The organism is Geodermatophilus sp. SYSU D00697, assembly GCF_054050175.1.
On the sequence record NZ_JBJGYV010000009.1, the window covers coordinates 1 to 17,210 of the forward strand.

A 17,210-nucleotide genomic window follows, 5' to 3' on the forward strand; every position below is an offset into this window, starting at 1 on the left:
CAGCCGGATCGGCTGCCGGGCCCGCGGTCGGGTCAGCTCAGGGGTGGCCGGCGTGGCGGTGCCGGGAGAGCACGTCGAGGCCCTCCCGGACGCCGCACAGCGTGGCCGCGGCGACCAGCAGCAGCGCACCGATCCCGACCAGCGCCGGGCCGCCCATGGAGGCCATGTCCAGCTCGGCCCAGAGCACGCCACCGACCAGGGTCACCAGCCCGACGACGCCCACCGCTGCTGCCCACACCCTGCACATCCGCGCCTCCCCCAGCCCGACCCGGCCCTGATCTGACCACGGGCTCCTGACCCCCGGCACCGCCCGCGGCGTGCCCGCTGCGGAGCGCGACCACCCGGCTGCGGTCACGGCGTCCCCCGGACCCGGAGCACGACGCCCGAGGCGGGGATCGCCGGGATCCGGCGCAGCGAGATGGTGAGGTCCTGCTCGGGGACGTCGACCTGCAGCCGCGCCAGCCGGACCGCCAGCGCCGCCAGCACGGCGACGGTGACCTGCTCGCCGGGGCAGCGGTGGTTGGTGCGCGGGTCCCCCGCCCCCTGGGGCACCAGCTCGAAGGCGCCGATCTCCCGGCCGAGGAAGCGCTCGGGCCGGAAGACGTAGGGGTCGCCCCACAGGTCGGCGTCGTGGTCCTGCCCGTAGAGGTCGAGCAGCACCATCGCGTTGCGCGGGATCCGCTCGCCGTCCCACTCCACCTCGCGCGGGGCCCGGCCGCCGATGAACGGCGCGAAGGGGTAGAAGCGGCGGACCTCGTGCGCCCACGCCTCCGCGAACGCCGGGTCGCCGGAGGCCAGCCGCTCCCGGTACTGCGGCCACCGGACCAGGGCGTGCCCGGAGAAGGCCAGGAACCAGCTGATGGCGACGGTGGGGCGGATGACGTTGAGCAGCTCGACGGCGGCCACGTGCGCATCCAGCTGCTCGCCGTCGGCGTCCCGGTGGCTCGCGACGACGTCGACCACCGAGCCCGTGGGCACCGTCGTCCCGCCGCGGCGCACCTGCTCCACGAGCCGACCGAGCCGGGCCTCCTGCCGCCCGCGGGACCGCCGGGCGCGCCAGTGCCGCGGCCCCCCGGTGGCGAAGCCGTCGACCATGGCGGTGAGGTCGCGGGCCACGCCGGGCACCTCGTCGTCGGCCAGCGGGACGCCGGCCCAGTCGCAGACGGCGCGGGTCAGCACTCCCCGCGCCTCGTCGAAGAGCACGACGGAGTCCTGCCCGGTCCAGCGCGGCACCGCGGCGTCCCAGGCCGCGGTGGCCCGGTCGACGAGCGCGGCGACGCGGTCGCGGTTCATCAGCAGGGCGACGAACATCGCCTTGCGCACCCGGTGCTGGTGCCCGTCGAGGGTGTGTACCGCGCCCTTGCCGAACAGGGTGGCCTGCACCGGCTCCGGGATGGCGTGTGCGCGGCGGACGTGGTCCTCGTCGTAGAGGAACCGGGCCGCCTCGGGGCCCTCGATGCCGAACGCGGGCAGCCCCCCGAGCCGGCTGGGCACCGTGCGCCGGCCCAGCGCCCGCCGCTTGTCGGGCAGCCAGGCGTAGCCCTTGGCCAGGAGGAGGACGCCGTTCTCGAAGCGGGGCCGGTGCATGTCCTGCGCGTGCCCAGCCCGGCTCCGGCTCACACGGCCCGGCCGGCCCCTGCAGCGGGGCCCTCCGTCAGCCGGGGCGCTGCTCCTGGACCCGGTCGTCCCGCTGGTCGGTGGCCTCGTCGGCGGGCGGCGCGGCCTCACCGGTCGCGCCGGCCCGGGAACCCAGCCGGCGCAGCAGCGCACTCACCTCCCCGGCGGCCGAGCTGCTGGGCTCCTCGGGCATCACCCGCTCGACGTGCGCGAGGGCCTCGGCCAGCGCCTGCTCCTCCTCGTCGAGCATCCCGCGGTAGGCCGGGTCGAGCAGGTAGCCGGTGGGCGGCGTGGACAGACAGCCGAGCAGGTCGAGCACGACCTCCAGCAGGCGGGCCGCCTCGGCGGGCGGGCTGTCGGCCGGTGACATCGCGACGGTCTCGACGTCCCGCTCCCACAGCCGGGCCCGCGCCGGGTCCTCGCGGAGGGCGAGCACCGTGCCGCTGCGCTGGCGCGCGGTCGCCCCGGGGGCCTGGACCGCGCTGCGCACCTGGTGGGCGATGCGGATCAGGTCGTCGTCCTGCATCGAGGTCCCGACGAAGAGCACGTGCCGGGTCAGCAGCAGCGAGTGCAGCACCCCGGCCAGCGCGGCCCGCGAGTCGCCGAACTGCAGGTACTCCTCGCGGGTCAGCACCACGCTCTCGGGGTGGGCGGCGTCGCCGTGCAGCTTGAGCAACCAGGGCCGGCCGGGGCGGGCGTCGTCGAAGGGCAGCACCGACAGCTCCCGGCCGATGTCCCCGGCGGCGGTCTCGACCAGCGGGTCGTAGTTGGTGGTGACGAACTCCTGCACGGGCAGGTCGGCGATGAGCGCGTGGGCGAGCGCGTAGTGGCCCGGCCCGAACCGCTCCTTGACGAAGCCCTCCAGTTGCGCGCGGCCCAGCTCCCGGGCCAGCAGCGCGGCGCTGTCCTGGGCCGGCAGCTGGGCCAGCCCCGCGCGCAGCGCGTCGTCCAGCCCGGAGCGCTCGGCCAGCTCGTCGAGCAGCTGCTCCCAGGTCGGCAGGCCGGCCGCGGCGCTGACCCCGGCGCCGATGAAGGCGGCCAGCTGCCCGCGGCGGGCCCGCTCGCCCAGGCCCTCGGCCAGCTCGCGCAGGTGGTCGGGGAGGTCCCAGCCGCCGTCCTCGCCCCTCCGCACCCGCTGTGCGGCAGCGAGGTCGCTGGGCCCGCGCAGCACCAGCGCGACGTCGAAGCCGTGCTCGGTGGCCGCCTCGTGCAGCACGGGCAGCAGCTGCTGGAGCAGCTCGCCGCGGCGTCCGGCGGCACCCCCCCACCCGGTGCCCAGGGGCGGCAGCGCCACCAGCCGGCGGGCCCGGCCGTGCACCGGCTCGGCGACCTCCCGGCGGGCGACGGCGGCCAGTGCCTCCCGGGCGCCGTCGAGCAGCCACGGCAGGGTGTCGTCGTTGTCGGCCGCGCGGTCGGCGCCGTCGACGGTGTCGACCAGCCACAACCGCCGGTCCGCGGCGCCGGGCACCTCGAGCACCCGCTCGTCGCCGTCCCACCGCAGGTCCAGGCAGACGCCCTCCCCGTCCTCGGCGGTGACCAGCTCCGCGGGCAGCAGCTCACGCCACTCCGCGGTCACGCGCAGCGACCGGTCGGTCGGCACGAGGACGTCGTCGCAGACCAGACGGCGCAGGTCGGCGCCCACGACGAAGACGTGTCCGCTCACGCAACGGGGGTTCCCGTCCCGAGCGCCCGGTAACCGGAACGGGTCCGGGCTGTCGCCCCCGACGTCAGCCGAGCGCGCCGCAGCCGCCGGCGCCGCAGGCACAGCCGGCGCAGGCCGCGGGCCGGACCGGTGCCGGCGGACGGGAGGCGAGGGTGCGCAGGTTGGCCGCGCCGACGAGCAGGAACACGCCCAGCAGGCCGACCGCGAGAGCGGCCACGACGGTGGCGCCGTCGGCCGCCCGGCTCCACCCCGTGACCACCCCGGTGACCACCAGGAGGCCGGTCACCAGGACCCACCACACCAGCGCCGCCTGGCCGCTGCGCCGCACCGCGCCGCCGCGGCGCAGCAGCGCCAGCGCGCCGGCCAGCAGCCCGGTCGGGACGCCGACCAGCAGCACCCAGCCGGCAGCGGACGGCGACACCAGCGCCACTGCCGGCGCCGCGAGTCCGCCGGCGACCGCGACGGCGGCCGGTCCGCGCGACCGGCTGCGGGCGAGCAGCGCTCCGCCGCGGACGGCGGCCAGCACCCCGGCCACGGCGAGCAGCAACCGCGCCCCGGCGGCGTCCCAGAAGACCGCGACGACGGCCACGGCGAGCAGGGCCAGCCCACCGGCGAGCCACCGCGGCCAGGAGCGGCGGGCCTCCCCGGGGGTCGTTCGCTCCGCCGTCAGTACCGATGCGCCGTTCGCCACGGTGCCAGTGTCCCTCACCGGCCGCGGGCGACCGCGGCGTCCCGGCAGCAGCGCGCGAACCGTGTCACGCTGCGGAGTCGACGGGACGGGGGCGGCGTGGCGGTCGAGGCAGGGCAGGCGGACGGGGACGCCGTCCCGGTGGTGCACCGGGCGGCGCGCAGCACCGTCCTCGATCAGGTCGCCCGGGTGGGCCTGGTGGGCTACGCGGTGGTCCACCTGCTCGTCGCCTGGCTGGCGCTGCAGCTGGCCTGGCACGCCGGGCACTCGCGCGGCAGGGGGGACGCCGTCGACCAGAACGGCGCGCTGGCCCTGCTCGCCCAGACACCGGCCGGGCGGGTGCTGCTGTGGACCCTCGCCGCCGGCCTGGCGGGGCTGTGCGCGTGGCAGGCCGTGGAGGTGCTGCGGCACCACCGCACAGCGCCGCCCCCGGGCCCGGAACGCAGGGCAGTCCTGGCCCAGCTCGGCAAGACCCTGGGCACGGCGGTCGTGTACGGCTTCCTCGCCGTCTCGGCGGCCCGCACGGCGCTCGGGGACGGGCAACGACCGGCGGAGGGCGCCAGGGTGGTGCGCGGCGTCCTCTCGTGGCCCGGCGGTCAGCCCCTCGTCGTCGCCGTCGGCCTGGTCGTCATCGGGATCGGCGTCTACCAGGTCCGCAAGGGACTGCGCTCGGACTTCCTCGGCGAGATCGACCTCACCACCGTCTCCCCCGCCCTCTGCACGCTCACGCACCGGTTCAGCCAGGCCGGCTTCGTGCTCAAGGGGGTGGCGTTCGTGCTGGTCGGCGCGGTGGTCGGCTGGGCGGCGGCCACCTTCGACCCGCAGCGGGCCACCGGCCTCGACGGCGCCCTGCGCACCGTCGCCGCCGAGCCGTACGGCGCCTGGGTGCTGACGGTCCTGGCGGTCGGGCTGGCCTCGTTCGCGGTGTACTGCCTGGCCCGCGCCCGGCACCCGGTCGGCTGACAGCCCCCAGGGCATCGCAGCGAGGAACGAGCGAGGAGCGGACCGGGGGCGCGGAAGCCGGCCCATGGACACCGTCGGCTGACAGCCCCCAGGGCAACGCAGCGAGGAACGAGCGAGGGGCGGACCGGGGGCGCGGAAGCCGGCCCATGGACACCGTCGGCTGACAGCCCCGGAGCCGGGCGCGGCCGCGCCGTCCTCAGAGGCCGTGGCGCCGGTCGCCGCCCACCAGCGCGCAGAGCCGGGCCTCGGACGCGGCCGAGAACGGGTCCCGACGGGCAGCGACCGCCTCCCGGGTCTCCTCGGCGACCAGGTCGGCGTTGATCTGGGCGGCGGCCGCCGCGCCCGCCGCGGCGGCAGCGCCGACTTGGGCGGACAGGTCGGTGACGTTGCCCGCCGCCCACACCCCGGGCACCGCGGTGCGGCCGGTCGCGTCGACGGGGACGTGCTCGCCCATCCCCGACGGGTGCCCCTCCGCCCGCAGCCCCAGTTCGGCCAGGAAGCCGACGCGCGCCCGCATCCGCGGCCCGACCACCACCGCGTCCCGGCCGACCACCCGCCCGTCGACCAGCCGCACTCCGACGAGACGGTCCTCGACGACCTCGAGAGCCGCCACCTCGCCGTCCACCACGGGGATCCCGCGGGCTGCGAGCTGCTCGGCCTGCTCGTCGGTCGGGGGCAGTGCGGCGCTGAAGTAGGTGACGTCGGCGCTCCACTGCCGGAACAGCAGCGCCTGGTGCACCGACATCGGCCCCGACGCGAGGACGCCGATGGCGCGGTCCCGGACCTCCCAGCCGTGGCAGTAGGGGCAGTGCAACACGTCGCGGCCCCACCGTTCCCGCACGCCGGGCACGTCCGGCAGCTCGTCGACCAGCCCGGTGGCCAGCAGCAGCCGGCGGGCGCGGAAGGCCCGCCCGTCGGCCAGCGTCACCGCGAAGCCGCCGTCCCCGCGGGCCACGGTGGCGACCTCGCCGCTCACCACGGACCCGCCGTAGCCCCGGACCTCCGCCCGGCCCCGTTCCAGCAGCTCGGCCGGCGGGACGCCGTCCCGCGCCAGCAGCCCGTGCACGCCGTCGGCCGGCGCGTTGCGCGGCGCGCCCGCGTCGACCACCACCACCGCCCGGCGCGCCCGCGCCAGCACCAGCGCCGCGTTCAACCCCGCGGCCCCGCCGCCCACCACCACCACGTCGCAGGTCTGCTCCACCTGACCGGTCACCTCGACCACCTCCTGCGGACGACTGTGCGAGCCGATCGACCAATCTGGCAAACGTCCTTGCCGAAATGGCAAACTGATGGTGTGGACGACGACCTCGACCAGGCCCTCGACTCGGTCGGCCCCCGGCTGCGGGCGCTGCGCCGGCAGCGGGAGACGACGCTGACCGACCTGTCGGCAGCGACCGGCATCTCGGTGAGCACCCTGTCCCGGCTGGAGTCCGGCGCCCGCCGCCCGACCCTCGAGCTGCTGCTCCCCCTGGCCCGCGCGCACGGCGTCACCCTCGACGAACTCGTCGACGCCCCGCCCACCGGAGACCCGCGCGTCCACCTGCGCCCGGTCACCCGCGACGGCATGACGATGCTGCCGCTGAGCCGCCGGGCCGGTGGCATCCAGGCGTACAAGCTGGTGGTCCCACCCGGCCGCAACCAACCCGACCTCAAGACCCACGAGGGCTACGAGTGGCTCTACGTCCTCGACGGCCGGCTGCGGGTCGTCCTCGGCGAGCACGACCTGGTGCTCGCACCGGGCGAGGCCGCCGAGTTCGACACCCGCGTCCCCCACTGGTTCGGCGCCGCCGGCCCCGAGCCGGTGGAGTTCCTCAGCCTCTTCGGCCGGCAGGGTGAGCGGGCCCATCTCCGTGCCCGCCCGCGGGCTCCGGAGGCCTGACCTGCGTCCTCGACCGGCGGTACGGCTCCACCTGTGCCACGCTGGTCGTTCCCACACCGTGGGACGACGGGAGGGAGCCGACGATGAACAGCGGACGCGGGACCGTCGGCTCGGCCGCGGGTGCGGCAGACCGGGCCGGCAACAGCGAGGCACTGGAGCACCTGGCCCGGGTCGGGCTGATCGCCTACGGCGTGGTCCACCTCCTGCTCGCCTGGCTGGCGCTGCAGCTGGCCTGGGGCGGGGGCGGCCAGCAGGCCGACCAGTCCGGCGCCCTGACCACCGTCGCGGAGTCACCCGTCGGCAAGCCGCTGCTGTGGATCATCGCCCTGGGGATGATCGCGCTGGCGGTGTGGCAGGCCGCGGAGGTGCTGCGCTGGCGCAGCGGACTCTCCGGCTCCGGGGACGCCCGGAAGAAGGCGGTGCAGAAGACCGTCAAGTCGGTCGCCAAGGCGGTCGTCTACCTGGCCCTGGCGGTGCTGGCGCTGCGCTTCGCCACCGGCGGCGGGCAGTCCAGCTCCGCGCAGCAACAGCAGCAGACCGCCGGCGTCTTCGGCTGGCCCGGTGGCCGGTGGCTGGTCGGCATCGTCGGGCTGGTGGTCATCGGCGTCGGCGCCTACCACGTCTACAAGGGCGTCTCCAAGCGCTTCCTCAAGCAGATCGACCTCGGCCAGGCCCCACCGAAGACCCGGTCGCTGGTCGAGAAGCTGGGCCTGGTCGGCTTCCCGGCCAAGGGGGTGGCTCTGGGCCTGGTGGGCGCACTGCTGGTCTACGCGGCGGTCACCTTCGACCCGTCGAAGGCCAGCGGGCTCGACGGCGCCCTGCGGACCGTCCTCGACGCACCCTTCGGCCAGTGGCTGCTCACGCTGGTGGCGGTCGGCATCGCCGCCTTCGGGGCGTTCTGCCTCGTCCGCGCCCGCTATCCCGAGCGCACCTGAGCCGCGTCCCCCACGATCGAGCGGTGCCCGCCGCCCGCTCGCTCCTCGACCGCGTGCACCGGGCGGTGGAGTCCGCCCGCGGGGTCACCGACCACCCCGTGCTGGAGGCGGTGGCCCGGGCGGGGCTCGTCGCCTACGGCGCGGTGCACCTGCTCATCGGCTGGCTGGCGGTGCAGCTGGCCCGCGGCGCCGGGCGCACCGACGCCGACCAGACCGGCGCGCTGCAGACCGTCGCCGGCACCCCGGGCGGGCTGGTGCTGCTCTGGCTCATCGGCCTGGGTCTGGTCGCCCTGGCGCTGTGGCAGGCCGGCGAGGTGCTGCTGTGGTGGCGCGGACTGCTCGACGCCGGTGCCCGCCGGCGGACGGCCGTGGTGTGCGCGAAGTGCCTGGCCAAGGCCGCGGTCTACGCCGTCCTCGGGGGCACCGCGGTGCTGTTCGCGGTCGGCGCGGGCTACGAGGCCGACGAGCGGCTGCGCGAGCTCACCGACGAGGCGCTGGACGTCCCCGGCGGCGTGACCCTGGTCCACGTCGCCGCCGCCGGCGTGGTCGCCGTCGGGCTCTACACCGTCACCCGCGGCCTGACCGGCGGCTTCATGAAGGACGTCGACCTGCCCGCGGCCCCCGACCGCTGGGAACCGTGGATCGAGGCCGCCGGCCGGGTCGGCTACGTCGCCAAGGGGATCGCCTTCGGCCTGGCGGGGGTCCTGCTGTGGCGGGCGGCGACCTCGCAGGACGTCTCCTCCGCCACCGGCCTGGACGGCGCCATGACCGCGATCGTCTCGGTCCGCGGTGGCCCGTGGCTGCTCGCCGGCGTGGCGGCGGGGTTCGCCCTGTTCGGCGTCTACGCCCTCGCCCGCGCCCGCTATCCCGACCGCGACCCGTCGCAGTGACGTGCGGGTACGGCCCTCGTGCAGGGTCCCCCGCGGAGCGTGCGCGGCGCGGGGGCACGAGGCCCGCCCTCAGGCGCGCGGGCCGCCCGCGACGTAGAGGACCTGCCCGGAGACGAAACCGGCGCCCTCGCTGACGAGGAACGACACGGTGTGCGCGATGTCCTCGGGCCGGCCCGCACGGTTGACCGGGATCGCGGCGGCCCGCTCGGCCACGTAGGACTCCCACTCCGCACCGAGGCGGGCGGCGGTCGCCCGCGTCATGTCGGTGACGATGAACCCGGGCGCGACGGCGTTCGCGGTGACGCCGAACTTCCCGAGCTCGATGGCGAGGGTCTTGGTGAAGCCCTGCAGCCCGGCCTTGGCCGTCGAGTAGTTGGCCTGCCCCCGGTTGCCCAGGGCCGACGTGCTCGACAGGTTGACGATCCGACCCCAGCGGGCCTCGACCATGTACTGCTGCACCGCGCGGGTCATGAGGAACGACCCGCGCAGGTGCACGTGCACGACCACGTCCCAGTCGGCGTCGGTCATCCTGAACAGCAGGTTGTCGCGGGTCACGCCGGCGTTGTTGACCAGGACGACCGGTGGCCCCAGCTCGGCGGCGACGCGGTCGACCGCCGCCCGCACCTGCTCGGCGTCACCGACGTCGGCGCCCACCGCCAGCGCCCGGCCACCCGCGGACTCGATCTCCGCCACGGTGCCGCGCGCGTCCTCCTCGCGGAGGTCGAGGACAGCGACCGCGAAGCCGTCAGTGGCCAGCCGGCGCGCGGTGGCGGCGCCGATCCCGCGGGCGGCACCGGTGACGATCGCGACGCGGGCGGAGGACTCGGGCATGCAGCAGCTCCTGTGGAACGTGGGCGGCCCCCCCTGCAGGGTCCCGCCGCGAGCCTGCGAGCGGCGGGGGGCAGGGGGGCCTCTCTCAGACGCGCTCGAAGAGGGCGGCCAGGCCCTGCCCGCCGCCGATGCACATGGTCTCCAGGCCGTACCGGGCGTCCCGGCGGGCCATCTCGCGGGTGAGGGTGGCCAGGATCCGGCCACCGGTGGCACCCACCGGGTGGCCGAGCGAGATGCCCGAACCGTTGACGTTCATCCGCTCGAAGTCGCTGGGCGTGAAGCCCCACTCGCGGGTCACCGCGAGCACCTGGCTGGCGAAGGCCTCGTTGAGCTCGATCAGATCGACGTCCTTGAGCGCGACCCCGGCCAGGTCCAGCGCCTTGGCCGTCGCCGGCACCGGGCCGATGCCCATCGTCTTGGGCGGCACGCCGCCCACGCCCCAGGAGACCAGCCGGGCCAGCGGGCGCAGGCCGAGCTCGTCGGCCTTCTCCGGCGAGGTCACCACGCAGATCGCGGCACCGTCGTTCTGGCCGCTCGCGTTCCCGGCGGTGACGGTGGCCTCGGGGTCGTCCTTGCCGAGGATCGGCCGCAGCTTGGCGAGGGTCTCGACGGAGGAGTCCGGGCGGATGTGCTCGTCGCGGTCGACGACGGTCTCGCCCTTCCGCTGCTTCACGGTCACCGGGACGATCTCGTCGGCGAACCGGCCCTCGTCGGTGGCGGCCGCGGCGCGCTGGTGGCTGCGGACGGCGTACTCGTCCTGCTCCTCCCGGCCGATCCGGTACTCCCGGCGGAGGTTCTCCGCCGTCTCGAGCATGCCGCCGGGCACCGGGTGGTTCTGGCCGCCGGCGGTCACCCGGCCGCGGGCCAGGCCGTCCTGCAGCATCACACCAGGCCCGGCCTTGACGCCCCAGCGCATGGCGGTGGTGTAGAAGGGGGCGTTGCTCATCGACTCCGCGCCACCGGCCAGGACGACCTCGGAGGTACCGGACTGCACCTGCATGGCGGCGTAGACGACCGCCTGCAGGCCCGATCCGCAGCGGCGGTCGATCTGCAGCCCGGAGGCGGTCACCGGGAGGCCGGCGTCCAGCGCCGCCACCCGGCCGAGCGCGGGGGCGTCCATCGTCGGGTAGCAGTGGCCCAGCAGGACGTCGTCCACCGACTCCGGCGGCAGCCCGGTGCGCTCCATGACGGCGCGGATCACCGTCGCGGCCAGCTCCTGCACGGGTACGTCGCGCAGCGAGCCGCCGAAGCCGCCCACCGGGGTCCGCAGGGGCTCGCAGATGACCGCATCTCGCACGGGGGTCCTCCTCGTCAGTCCGGGTCCACGGGACCTGCTCGGCACCCCGGTCCGCAGCCCGCTGCGATCTCCGGGGTGGCCGTCAGGCCACGTCAGCGCCCCTGAGTCTGCCCCTGCCGGGCGCTGCCCGGCGCAGCGGCCTCCTCCGGAGGCCAGGCCGTGCGGCGCGTGGAGTCCCTAGGGTGCCCCCGTGCCCTGGAGGCGAGCGGTCTTCACCTTGTTCGCGGTCGCCGCGGGCACGAACGTCCCGACCCCGCTGCTGCTCGTCTACCAGGAACGGCTCGGCCTCTCGGCGGAGGTGCTGACCGCGCTGTTCGGCAGCTACGCCGCTGGTCTGGTGCCCGCGCTGTTCCTCGCCGGCCCGCTCTCCGACCGGCTGGGTCGGCGCCGGGTCGCCGTCCCCGGGGTGGCGCTCTCGGGGCTGGCGTCGCTGGCCTTCGCCGCGGCGGGCGAGTCGCTCGCGCTGCTGTTCGCCGCCCGCTTCGCGCAGGGCGTGGTCAGCGGGGCGGTGTTCAGCGTGGGCAGCGCGTGGGTCGCGGAGCTGTCCGCGGCCTCCGGTGAGGCGGCGGGTGGACGTCGGGCGGCGGTCGCGATGACGGCCGGCTTCTCCCTGGGGCCGCTCACCAGCGGGCTGCTCGGCGCGTTCGGCCCGGCGCCGACCGTGCTGCCCTACCTCGTCCACGCGGTGCTCGTGGCCGGGGGGCTGGTGCTGGCCGTGCGGCTGCCCGAGACGGTCGACGTCGGCCGGGCCGTGGACCGGGCCGCCGGGGGCCCGGCCGCGCCACTGCTGCCCCCGGGCAGCGTCCCGCTCGCCGTCACCGTGGTCGCACCGGTGGCCGTCTGCGTCTACGCCTTCCCGTCGTCGCTGATCTCGGCCGTCCCGCTGCTCGGGGAGCTGCCCGCCGGAGGCGTCGCGGTCACCGGGGTCCTCGCCGGCGTCACGCTCGGCGCAGGGACGCTGGTCGCAGGCCTGCAGCGCCGCCTCGGCCCGTGGACCGCCGTCACCGGCGCGGGCCTCGGCGCGGCAGGCTTCGGCGCGGCCGCGCTCTTCGTCGCCACGGACCGGTGGGAGTGGCTGGTCGCCGCGGCACCGCTGCTGGGGTCCGGCGGCGGCCTCTGCCTCGCGGCCGGGCTCACCGTGACCGGCCGCCTGGCCGCACCCACCCGACGGGGCGAGCTCACGTCGGTCTTCCTCGCCTGCGCCTACCTGGGGTTCGCTGCCCCCTTCCTCATGGCGACGGCCGCCCGGTCGGCACCCCCCGAGGTGCCGCTGGAGGTCGCCGCGCTGCTCACCGGGCTCCTCGCCGTCCGGCTGGTCCCCGTCGCCCGGCGCGGCGTCCTGTAGCCCCACACGCACGACGGCGCCCCCTCCCGGGGAGGAGGGGGCGCCGGGTGTGCGGGGTCAGGGCACGGTCAGGGCACGGTCAGCCGGCGAGTTCGGTGGCGAGCTCGCCCTCGAAGGCCTCCTGCACGACCTGGGCCCCGCCGGGGACGTCGGCCGGCCGGAGGATGAAGCTCTGCGTGCTCGGTGACACCCCCGTCTCGAAGCCCTGGATCGGCACGATCAGGCCCTCGGTGTCGATCGAGGTGAGGTCACCGAAGGCGGCCAGCACGCCCTCGCGGGTCAGGTCGCCGCTCTCGCACGCGGCGTCGAGCACCTGGTTCATCACGTCGCCCATGGCGTACCCGAAGATCGCGCCCAGGCTGGGCGTGGTGTTCGGGTAGGCCTGCTGGTACTGCTGCAGCAGCTCCGGCTGGGCGTCCCAGGCGGTGATCGGCGAGGCGACGTACAGGTTGTCCCGCAGCGCCTGGGCCGAGGGGCCCTGCAGGAGGCCCGGCGCGAAGACCGGGTTGCTGCCCAGGATCGGCACGTTGAGCCCCTGGGCCGAGGCCACCGCCGCCGCCGAGGCGGTCTGCGCGGGCGCGACGGTCAGCACGATCGCGTCGACACCCGCCGCGGCGAACTGGGTGATCTGCGCGGACATGTCCTGGTCGGTGGACTTGATCTGCGCGGGGATCACCGTGAGGTTGCGCGCCTCGGCCACCGCCTCGCTGCCGGCGAGACCGTTCTCCCCGTACTCGCCCTCGAAGTAGATGTGCCCGACGGTGGCGCCGTCCTGCAGCAGGCCCTGGTCGAACAGGTACTGGTAGCCGTTGGCGATCTCGACGTCGTAGGTCGCACCGAGGACCCCGGTCCCGGGGATCTCGGTGAGCGTCCTGGCCCACGCCGACGGGAAGTTGACGATCTGGTCGGCCTCGTACTCCGGCGCAAGCGCGGTGTTGATCGGCGAGCCGATCGTCTGCTGCATGGCGAGGACGTCGTCCTTCATCCCGCTGTACAGCTGCACTCCGGTCTGGGGCACGTACCCGGTGTCCTGGACGTCGAGCTCCACGCTGTAGGTGCCGCAGACCTGGTTGTCCTGCCAGTACAGGGTGTTGCCGTTGGTGATGTCCTGGCCCAGCGCGGCGAAGACGCCGGTCAGGTCGGTGAGGACGCCCAGCCGGATGGTGGTGCCCTCGATGCCGACGTCCGTGGTGACCTCGCCCCCGCCCCCGCCCCCGCCCCCGCCGCCGCTGCCGCCGCTGTCCGGGGCCTTGGTGCTGCAACCGGCGGCGACGACCACCGCGGTGGCCAGGACGGCGGCCCCGCGCAGACGCGTACCTGCTCTCATGTGCTTCTGCTCCCTGGTGGGTCGGGTGGAAGGGGGGTGGGACTCCCGGCCGAGCGCGGGGAGGGGCTCGCGGTCCGGCCGCCGGGGTCGCGACCCCGGCGGCGGAAGCGGTGGGCGAGCCCGGCCAGGCCGCCGGGCTCGAAGAGGATGACGAGGACGATCGCCGCGCCGTAGAGGAAGCGGGCGGCGACGCCGGCCGCGATCCCGCCCTGGCCCGGGGCGCTGACCAGGGGCAGGACGTCGGCGAACTGCTGGAAGACCAGGGGCAGCGCGGTCACGAAGGCCGCGCCCAGGGCCGCGCCGCCGACCGAGCCGAGCCCGCCGAGCACGATCATGGCCAGGTACTGGATGGACACCAGCAGGCCGAAGGACTCCGGGGCGATGCTGCCGATCGACAACGCGTACATCACGCCGGACAACCCGGCGTACATCGAGCTGACGAGGAAGACCCGCGCCTTGTAGGCCTGGACGTTGACACCCATCACCGACGCGGCCACCTCGCTGTCGCGCAGCGTCTGCAGCGCCCGGCCGGGCCGGCTGCGCAGCAGGTTGCGGGCGAACACGTAGGCGGCCAGTGCCAGGACCAGCCCCAGGTACCACAGCCGCTCGGCCTCCCGGAACGGGACGCCGAGCACGAACAGCTGCGGGTCGTCGTTGCCGAAGCTGAAGCCGAACAGCGAGAACTCCGGGACCGAGCGCCCGTTGAAGCCGCCGGTGACCGGCGTCCAGGTGTTGAGCACGTGGACGCCGATGAAGACCAACCCGAGCGAGGCCACCCCCAGGTAGATCCCGCGCAGCCGCGCGGCCACCGGGCTGAACAGCAGTCCGGCCAGGCCGGCGAGCAGGACCCCCACCACCATGCCCACGACCGGCGGCAGCTCCAGCCCGCGCAGGGCGGCGCGGGTGCCCAGGCCGCCGGACTCCCCGGAGACGTAGGTGTAGCTGACCGCCCCCACGGCGAGGAAGAACGCGTGCGCCAGGGACAGCTGCCCGCTGGTGCCGACCAGCAGGTTCAGCCCGATCGCCCCCACGATCGCCCCGAAGACCGCGAAGCCGGTGCGCAGCCAGAACTCCTCCACGTACAGCGGCAGCGCCAGGAGCACGACGAGCAGCGCGACCACCAGCAGCGGCCGCAGCCACGGGCGCGGGGAGCGCCCCGGACGGGTCCCGGCCGGCCCCGCCGGACCGCGGCGCGTCCCGGGCGGGGCGGAGATGGTCCGTTCAGACACGGGTCAGCTCCTTGGTCCCGAACAGCCCGGACGGGCGGACCAGCAGGACGATGATCATCACGACGTAGGGCACGACCTCGCCGAAGCCACGGCCCAGGAACGACAGCTGCTCCTGGTAGCCGGCGGCGAGGGCCTCGGCGATGCCGATGAGCAGCCCGCCGACGAGGGCGCCGCCGGTCGAGTCCAGGCCGCCGAGGATCGCGGCCGGGAAGGCGCGGAGCGCCACGGTGTAGACCGCCGCGCTGACCCCCGGGGTGGGCGCACCGACCAGGAAGAGCGCGGCCACCGCGGCCAGCACGCCGGCGACGATCCACGCCAGCGCCGAGACCCGGCCCTGCCGGATGCCCATCAGCGCGGCAGCCTCGCCGTCCTCCGCCGAGGCCCGCATCGCCACGCCCCAGCTCGAGTACTTGAAGGCGACGAAGAAGACGACGATCAGCACCCCGGCGACGACCATGGCGATCAGCCGGTTCAGGCTGATGCCGACGCCGCCGATCCGGACCGACTCGCCACCCCACGGGTGCGGGACGTTGAGGATGTCCGGGCCGATCCGGCGGATCAGCTCGGTCAGCAGGATGATGTCGACGCCGATCGTGACGATGGCGAGGCTGATCACCGGGGCACCGCGGAGCCGGTTGATGACCAGCCGCTCGATGAGGAACGCGGCCAGCGCCGTCACCAGGATCCCGGCGAGGGCGGCGAGGAGGAAGCCGAAGGGCTCGGCCAGCCGGGCGATCGTGTAGGCGCCGAGCAGCAGCAGCGACCCCTGCGTGAAGCTGACCACCTCGCTGGCCTTGAAGATGATCACGAAGCCGAGCGCGATGAGCGCGTAGATCGCGCCCAGCGAGATGCCGTTGAGCAGCAGGGACAGGAACTGGGTCACGACGGGCTCCCCGGGGCCTCGTGCGGGTGGTGGGCGACCGCCTCGGAGGGGCTGTCCTCGTCGCCGGACCCCAGGTACGCGCGGATGACCTCGCGGTCGCGCTGCACCTCGGCCGGCGTGCCGTCGGCGATGAGGCGGCCGAAGTCGAGCACGGTGACCCGGTCGGCCAGCGACATGACCATCCCCATGTCGTGCTCGACGAGGACCACCGAGATGCCCAGGGCCGACCGGATCTCCCGGATCGCCTCGGCCATCCGGGCGGTCTCCTCGGCGTTCATGCCGGCGACCGGCTCGTCGAGGAGGAGCAACCGCGGCTCGATGCAGAGGGCCCGGGCGACCTCGACCCGCTTCTGGTCGCCGTAGGACAACACCCCGACCGGGGTCTCGAGTTTGTCGCCGAGGTCGAGGAACTCCGCGATCTCCCGGATCCGCGCCCCGTGCAGCCGTCCCTCGCGGGTCGCGCGGGGCAGGCGCAGCCCCGAGGCGAGGAACCCGGCCCTCGTCAGGTGGTGCCGGCCGAGCATGAGGTTCTCGGCGACGGTCTGCGCACCGGAGAGGGCGATGTTCTGGAAGGCGCGGGCCACACCGACACCGGCGATCTGGAACGGACGCATCCGGTCCAGCCGCGCGTCGCCGAACCGGACCTCACCCTCGGCGGCCCGGTACACCCCGGACAGCACGTTGAACAACGTCGACTTGCCGGCGCCGTTGGGGCCGATGACGGCGTGGACGGCGCCGGGCACGACGGTGAAGGACACCTCGTGGAGCGCGCGGATGGCCCCGAAGCGGACGCTGACCCCCTCCACCTCCAGGGGCGGGACGTCGGACCGGGTCGCGGCCCCCTCGACGCCGGCCGCGGTCACGCCGTCCACCGCGAGAGGGTGCGCCGCGGCGCCCTGCGGGCCCGCTGCTCGGGGGCCTCCTCGCCGCCGGAGCCGAGGTAGAGCCGCTGCACCTCGTCGGTGCGGGCGAGCTCGGCGGCCGCGCCGGAGAGGGAGACCTTCCCGACGTCGAGCACGTAGGCCCGGTCGGCCACGCCGAGCGCCATCGTGGCGTTCTGCTCGACCAGGAGGACCGACGTCCCCTGCCGGTTGATCTCGGCGATCACCTCGCCGATCTGGCCGATGACGCGGGGCGCGAGCCCGAGCGACGGCTCGTCGAGGAGCAGCAGCTTCGGGCTGGCCATGAGCGCTCGGCCGATGGCCAGCATCTGCTGCTCACCGCCGGAGAGCAGGCCCGCCCGCTGGGCGCTGCGCTCCTGGAGGACGGGGAACAGGTCCCGCACGCGGGCCAGGGCCGCGGCCTTGGCCGCACGGTCCCGGTTCCCCATCCCGCCGGCCCGCAGGTTCTCCTCGACGGTGAGCCGGCCGAAGATCCGCCGCCCCTCGGGCACCTGGACCACGCCCCGGCGCACGATCTGCCCGGGGTCGCGGTTGGCCAGGTCGGCTCCCTCGAAGCGGACCGTGCCGGTGTCGACCCGGCCCCGGTGCAGGCGCAGGGTGCCGGAGATGGTCCGCAGCAGGGTGCTCTTCCCGGCCCCGTTGCTGCCGAGGACCGCGACCACGGCGCCGTCGGGCACCTCCATGGACACACCCCGCACGGCTTGCACGGCGCCGCCGTACGTGACCCGCAGCGACTCGACGGTCAGCACGCCGGCCCCGGA

17 protein-coding genes are annotated in these 17,210 nt (G+C 75.5%); 5 read left to right on the plus strand and 12 right to left on the minus strand.

Annotation, left to right across the window (positions count from 1 at the left end; genetic code table 11):
- Positions 1-37: 37 nt before the first annotated feature.
- The 4 genes from ACI79C_RS09825 to ACI79C_RS09840 form a co-directional block, all read right to left on the minus strand.
- Positions 38-247: a hypothetical protein gene (locus tag ACI79C_RS09825; RefSeq protein WP_456945460.1), complete on the minus strand. Its 210-nt coding sequence runs from the start codon at positions 245-247 to the stop codon at positions 38-40.
- A gap of 104 nt (positions 248-351) precedes the next feature.
- Positions 352-1,587: a cytochrome P450 gene (locus ACI79C_RS09830; RefSeq protein WP_456945461.1), complete on the minus strand. Its 1,236-nt coding sequence runs from the start codon at positions 1,585-1,587 to the stop codon at positions 352-354.
- A 67-nt stretch (positions 1,588-1,654) separates the two neighbouring features.
- Positions 1,655-3,280, minus strand: a complete 1,626-nt coding sequence (locus tag ACI79C_RS09835) for an SIR2 family protein (RefSeq protein ID WP_456945462.1) — start codon at positions 3,278-3,280, stop codon at positions 1,655-1,657.
- A 64-nt stretch (positions 3,281-3,344) separates the two neighbouring features.
- Positions 3,345-3,971 carry a hypothetical protein gene (locus tag ACI79C_RS09840; RefSeq protein WP_456945463.1) on the minus strand — a complete coding sequence of 209 codons (627 nt, stop codon included), beginning with the start codon at positions 3,969-3,971 and terminating at the stop codon, positions 3,345-3,347.
- A 96-nt stretch (positions 3,972-4,067) separates the two neighbouring features.
- On the opposite strand from ACI79C_RS09840, the gene ACI79C_RS09845 reads away from it, so the two are divergent.
- On the plus strand, positions 4,068-4,931 hold the full coding sequence (locus tag ACI79C_RS09845) for a DUF1206 domain-containing protein (protein WP_456945464.1): 864 nt from the start codon (positions 4,068-4,070) through the stop codon (positions 4,929-4,931).
- Positions 4,932-5,127: 196 nt separating this feature from the next.
- Here the strand turns inward: ACI79C_RS09845 and ACI79C_RS09850 are convergent, their stop codons facing one another.
- Positions 5,128-6,144 (minus strand): NAD(P)/FAD-dependent oxidoreductase, encoded by a 1,017-nt coding sequence (locus ACI79C_RS09850; RefSeq protein WP_456945465.1) that lies wholly within the window; start codon positions 6,142-6,144, stop codon positions 5,128-5,130.
- Positions 6,145-6,225: 81 nt separating this feature from the next.
- On the opposite strand from ACI79C_RS09850, the gene ACI79C_RS09855 reads away from it, so the two are divergent.
- The 3 genes from ACI79C_RS09855 (at position 6,226) to ACI79C_RS09865 (ending at position 8,635) form a co-directional block, all read left to right on the plus strand.
- Positions 6,226-6,810, plus strand: a complete 585-nt coding sequence (locus ACI79C_RS09855; protein ID WP_456945466.1) for a helix-turn-helix domain-containing protein — start codon at positions 6,226-6,228, stop codon at positions 6,808-6,810.
- Between the two features lie 83 nt (positions 6,811-6,893).
- Entirely contained in the window at positions 6,894-7,745 is an 852-nt protein-coding gene (locus ACI79C_RS09860) for a DUF1206 domain-containing protein (RefSeq protein ID WP_456945467.1), read from the plus strand.
- A 23-nt stretch (positions 7,746-7,768) separates the two neighbouring features.
- On the plus strand, positions 7,769-8,635 hold the full coding sequence (locus tag ACI79C_RS09865; RefSeq protein WP_456945468.1) for a DUF1206 domain-containing protein: 867 nt from the start codon (positions 7,769-7,771) through the stop codon (positions 8,633-8,635).
- A gap of 69 nt (positions 8,636-8,704) precedes the next feature.
- On the opposite strand, the gene fabG is transcribed toward ACI79C_RS09865, so the two are convergent.
- Both fabG and ACI79C_RS09875 read right to left on the minus strand, forming a co-directional pair.
- Positions 8,705-9,466 (minus strand): 3-oxoacyl-ACP reductase FabG, encoded by a 762-nt coding sequence (gene fabG / locus ACI79C_RS09870; protein WP_456945469.1) that lies wholly within the window; start codon positions 9,464-9,466, stop codon positions 8,705-8,707.
- An 85-nt stretch (positions 9,467-9,551) separates the two neighbouring features.
- The gene (locus tag ACI79C_RS09875) at positions 9,552-10,763 is read right to left on the minus strand and encodes an acetyl-CoA C-acetyltransferase (protein WP_456945470.1); all 1,212 of its coding nucleotides are present in this window, start codon (positions 10,761-10,763) and stop codon (positions 9,552-9,554) included.
- Positions 10,764-10,953: 190 nt separating this feature from the next.
- Here ACI79C_RS09875 and ACI79C_RS09880 point away from each other — a divergent pair, with 190 nt between their 5' ends.
- Entirely contained in the window at positions 10,954-12,108 is a 1,155-nt protein-coding gene (locus ACI79C_RS09880; protein WP_456945471.1) for an MFS transporter, read from the plus strand.
- 79 nt (positions 12,109-12,187) lie between these two features.
- Here the strand turns inward: ACI79C_RS09880 and ACI79C_RS09885 are convergent, their stop codons facing one another.
- From ACI79C_RS09885 to ACI79C_RS09905, 5 genes are read right to left on the minus strand one after another with little or no spacing between them, the layout of a single operon-like run.
- Positions 12,188-13,435 (minus strand): ABC transporter substrate-binding protein, encoded by a 1,248-nt coding sequence (locus ACI79C_RS09885; protein ID WP_456945472.1) that lies wholly within the window; start codon positions 13,433-13,435, stop codon positions 12,188-12,190.
- Positions 13,432-14,664: a branched-chain amino acid ABC transporter permease gene (locus ACI79C_RS09890; protein ID WP_456945473.1), complete on the minus strand. Its 1,233-nt coding sequence runs from the start codon at positions 14,662-14,664 to the stop codon at positions 13,432-13,434. The genes ACI79C_RS09885 and ACI79C_RS09890 overlap by 4 nt, the downstream gene beginning before the upstream one ends.
- Positions 14,657-15,547, minus strand: a complete 891-nt coding sequence (locus ACI79C_RS09895) for a branched-chain amino acid ABC transporter permease (protein WP_456945474.1) — start codon at positions 15,545-15,547, stop codon at positions 14,657-14,659. The genes ACI79C_RS09890 and ACI79C_RS09895 overlap by 8 nt, the downstream gene beginning before the upstream one ends.
- Complete coding sequence (locus ACI79C_RS09900; protein ID WP_456945475.1) at positions 15,544-16,419, minus strand: ABC transporter ATP-binding protein; 876 nt, start codon at positions 16,417-16,419, stop codon at positions 15,544-15,546. Before ACI79C_RS09900 ends, ACI79C_RS09895 begins: the two co-directional genes overlap by 4 nt.
- Entirely contained in the window at positions 16,407-17,198 is a 792-nt protein-coding gene (locus ACI79C_RS09905; protein WP_456945476.1) for an ABC transporter ATP-binding protein, read from the minus strand. The genes ACI79C_RS09900 and ACI79C_RS09905 overlap by 13 nt, the downstream gene beginning before the upstream one ends.
- Between the last annotated feature and the right edge of the window lie 12 nt (positions 17,199-17,210).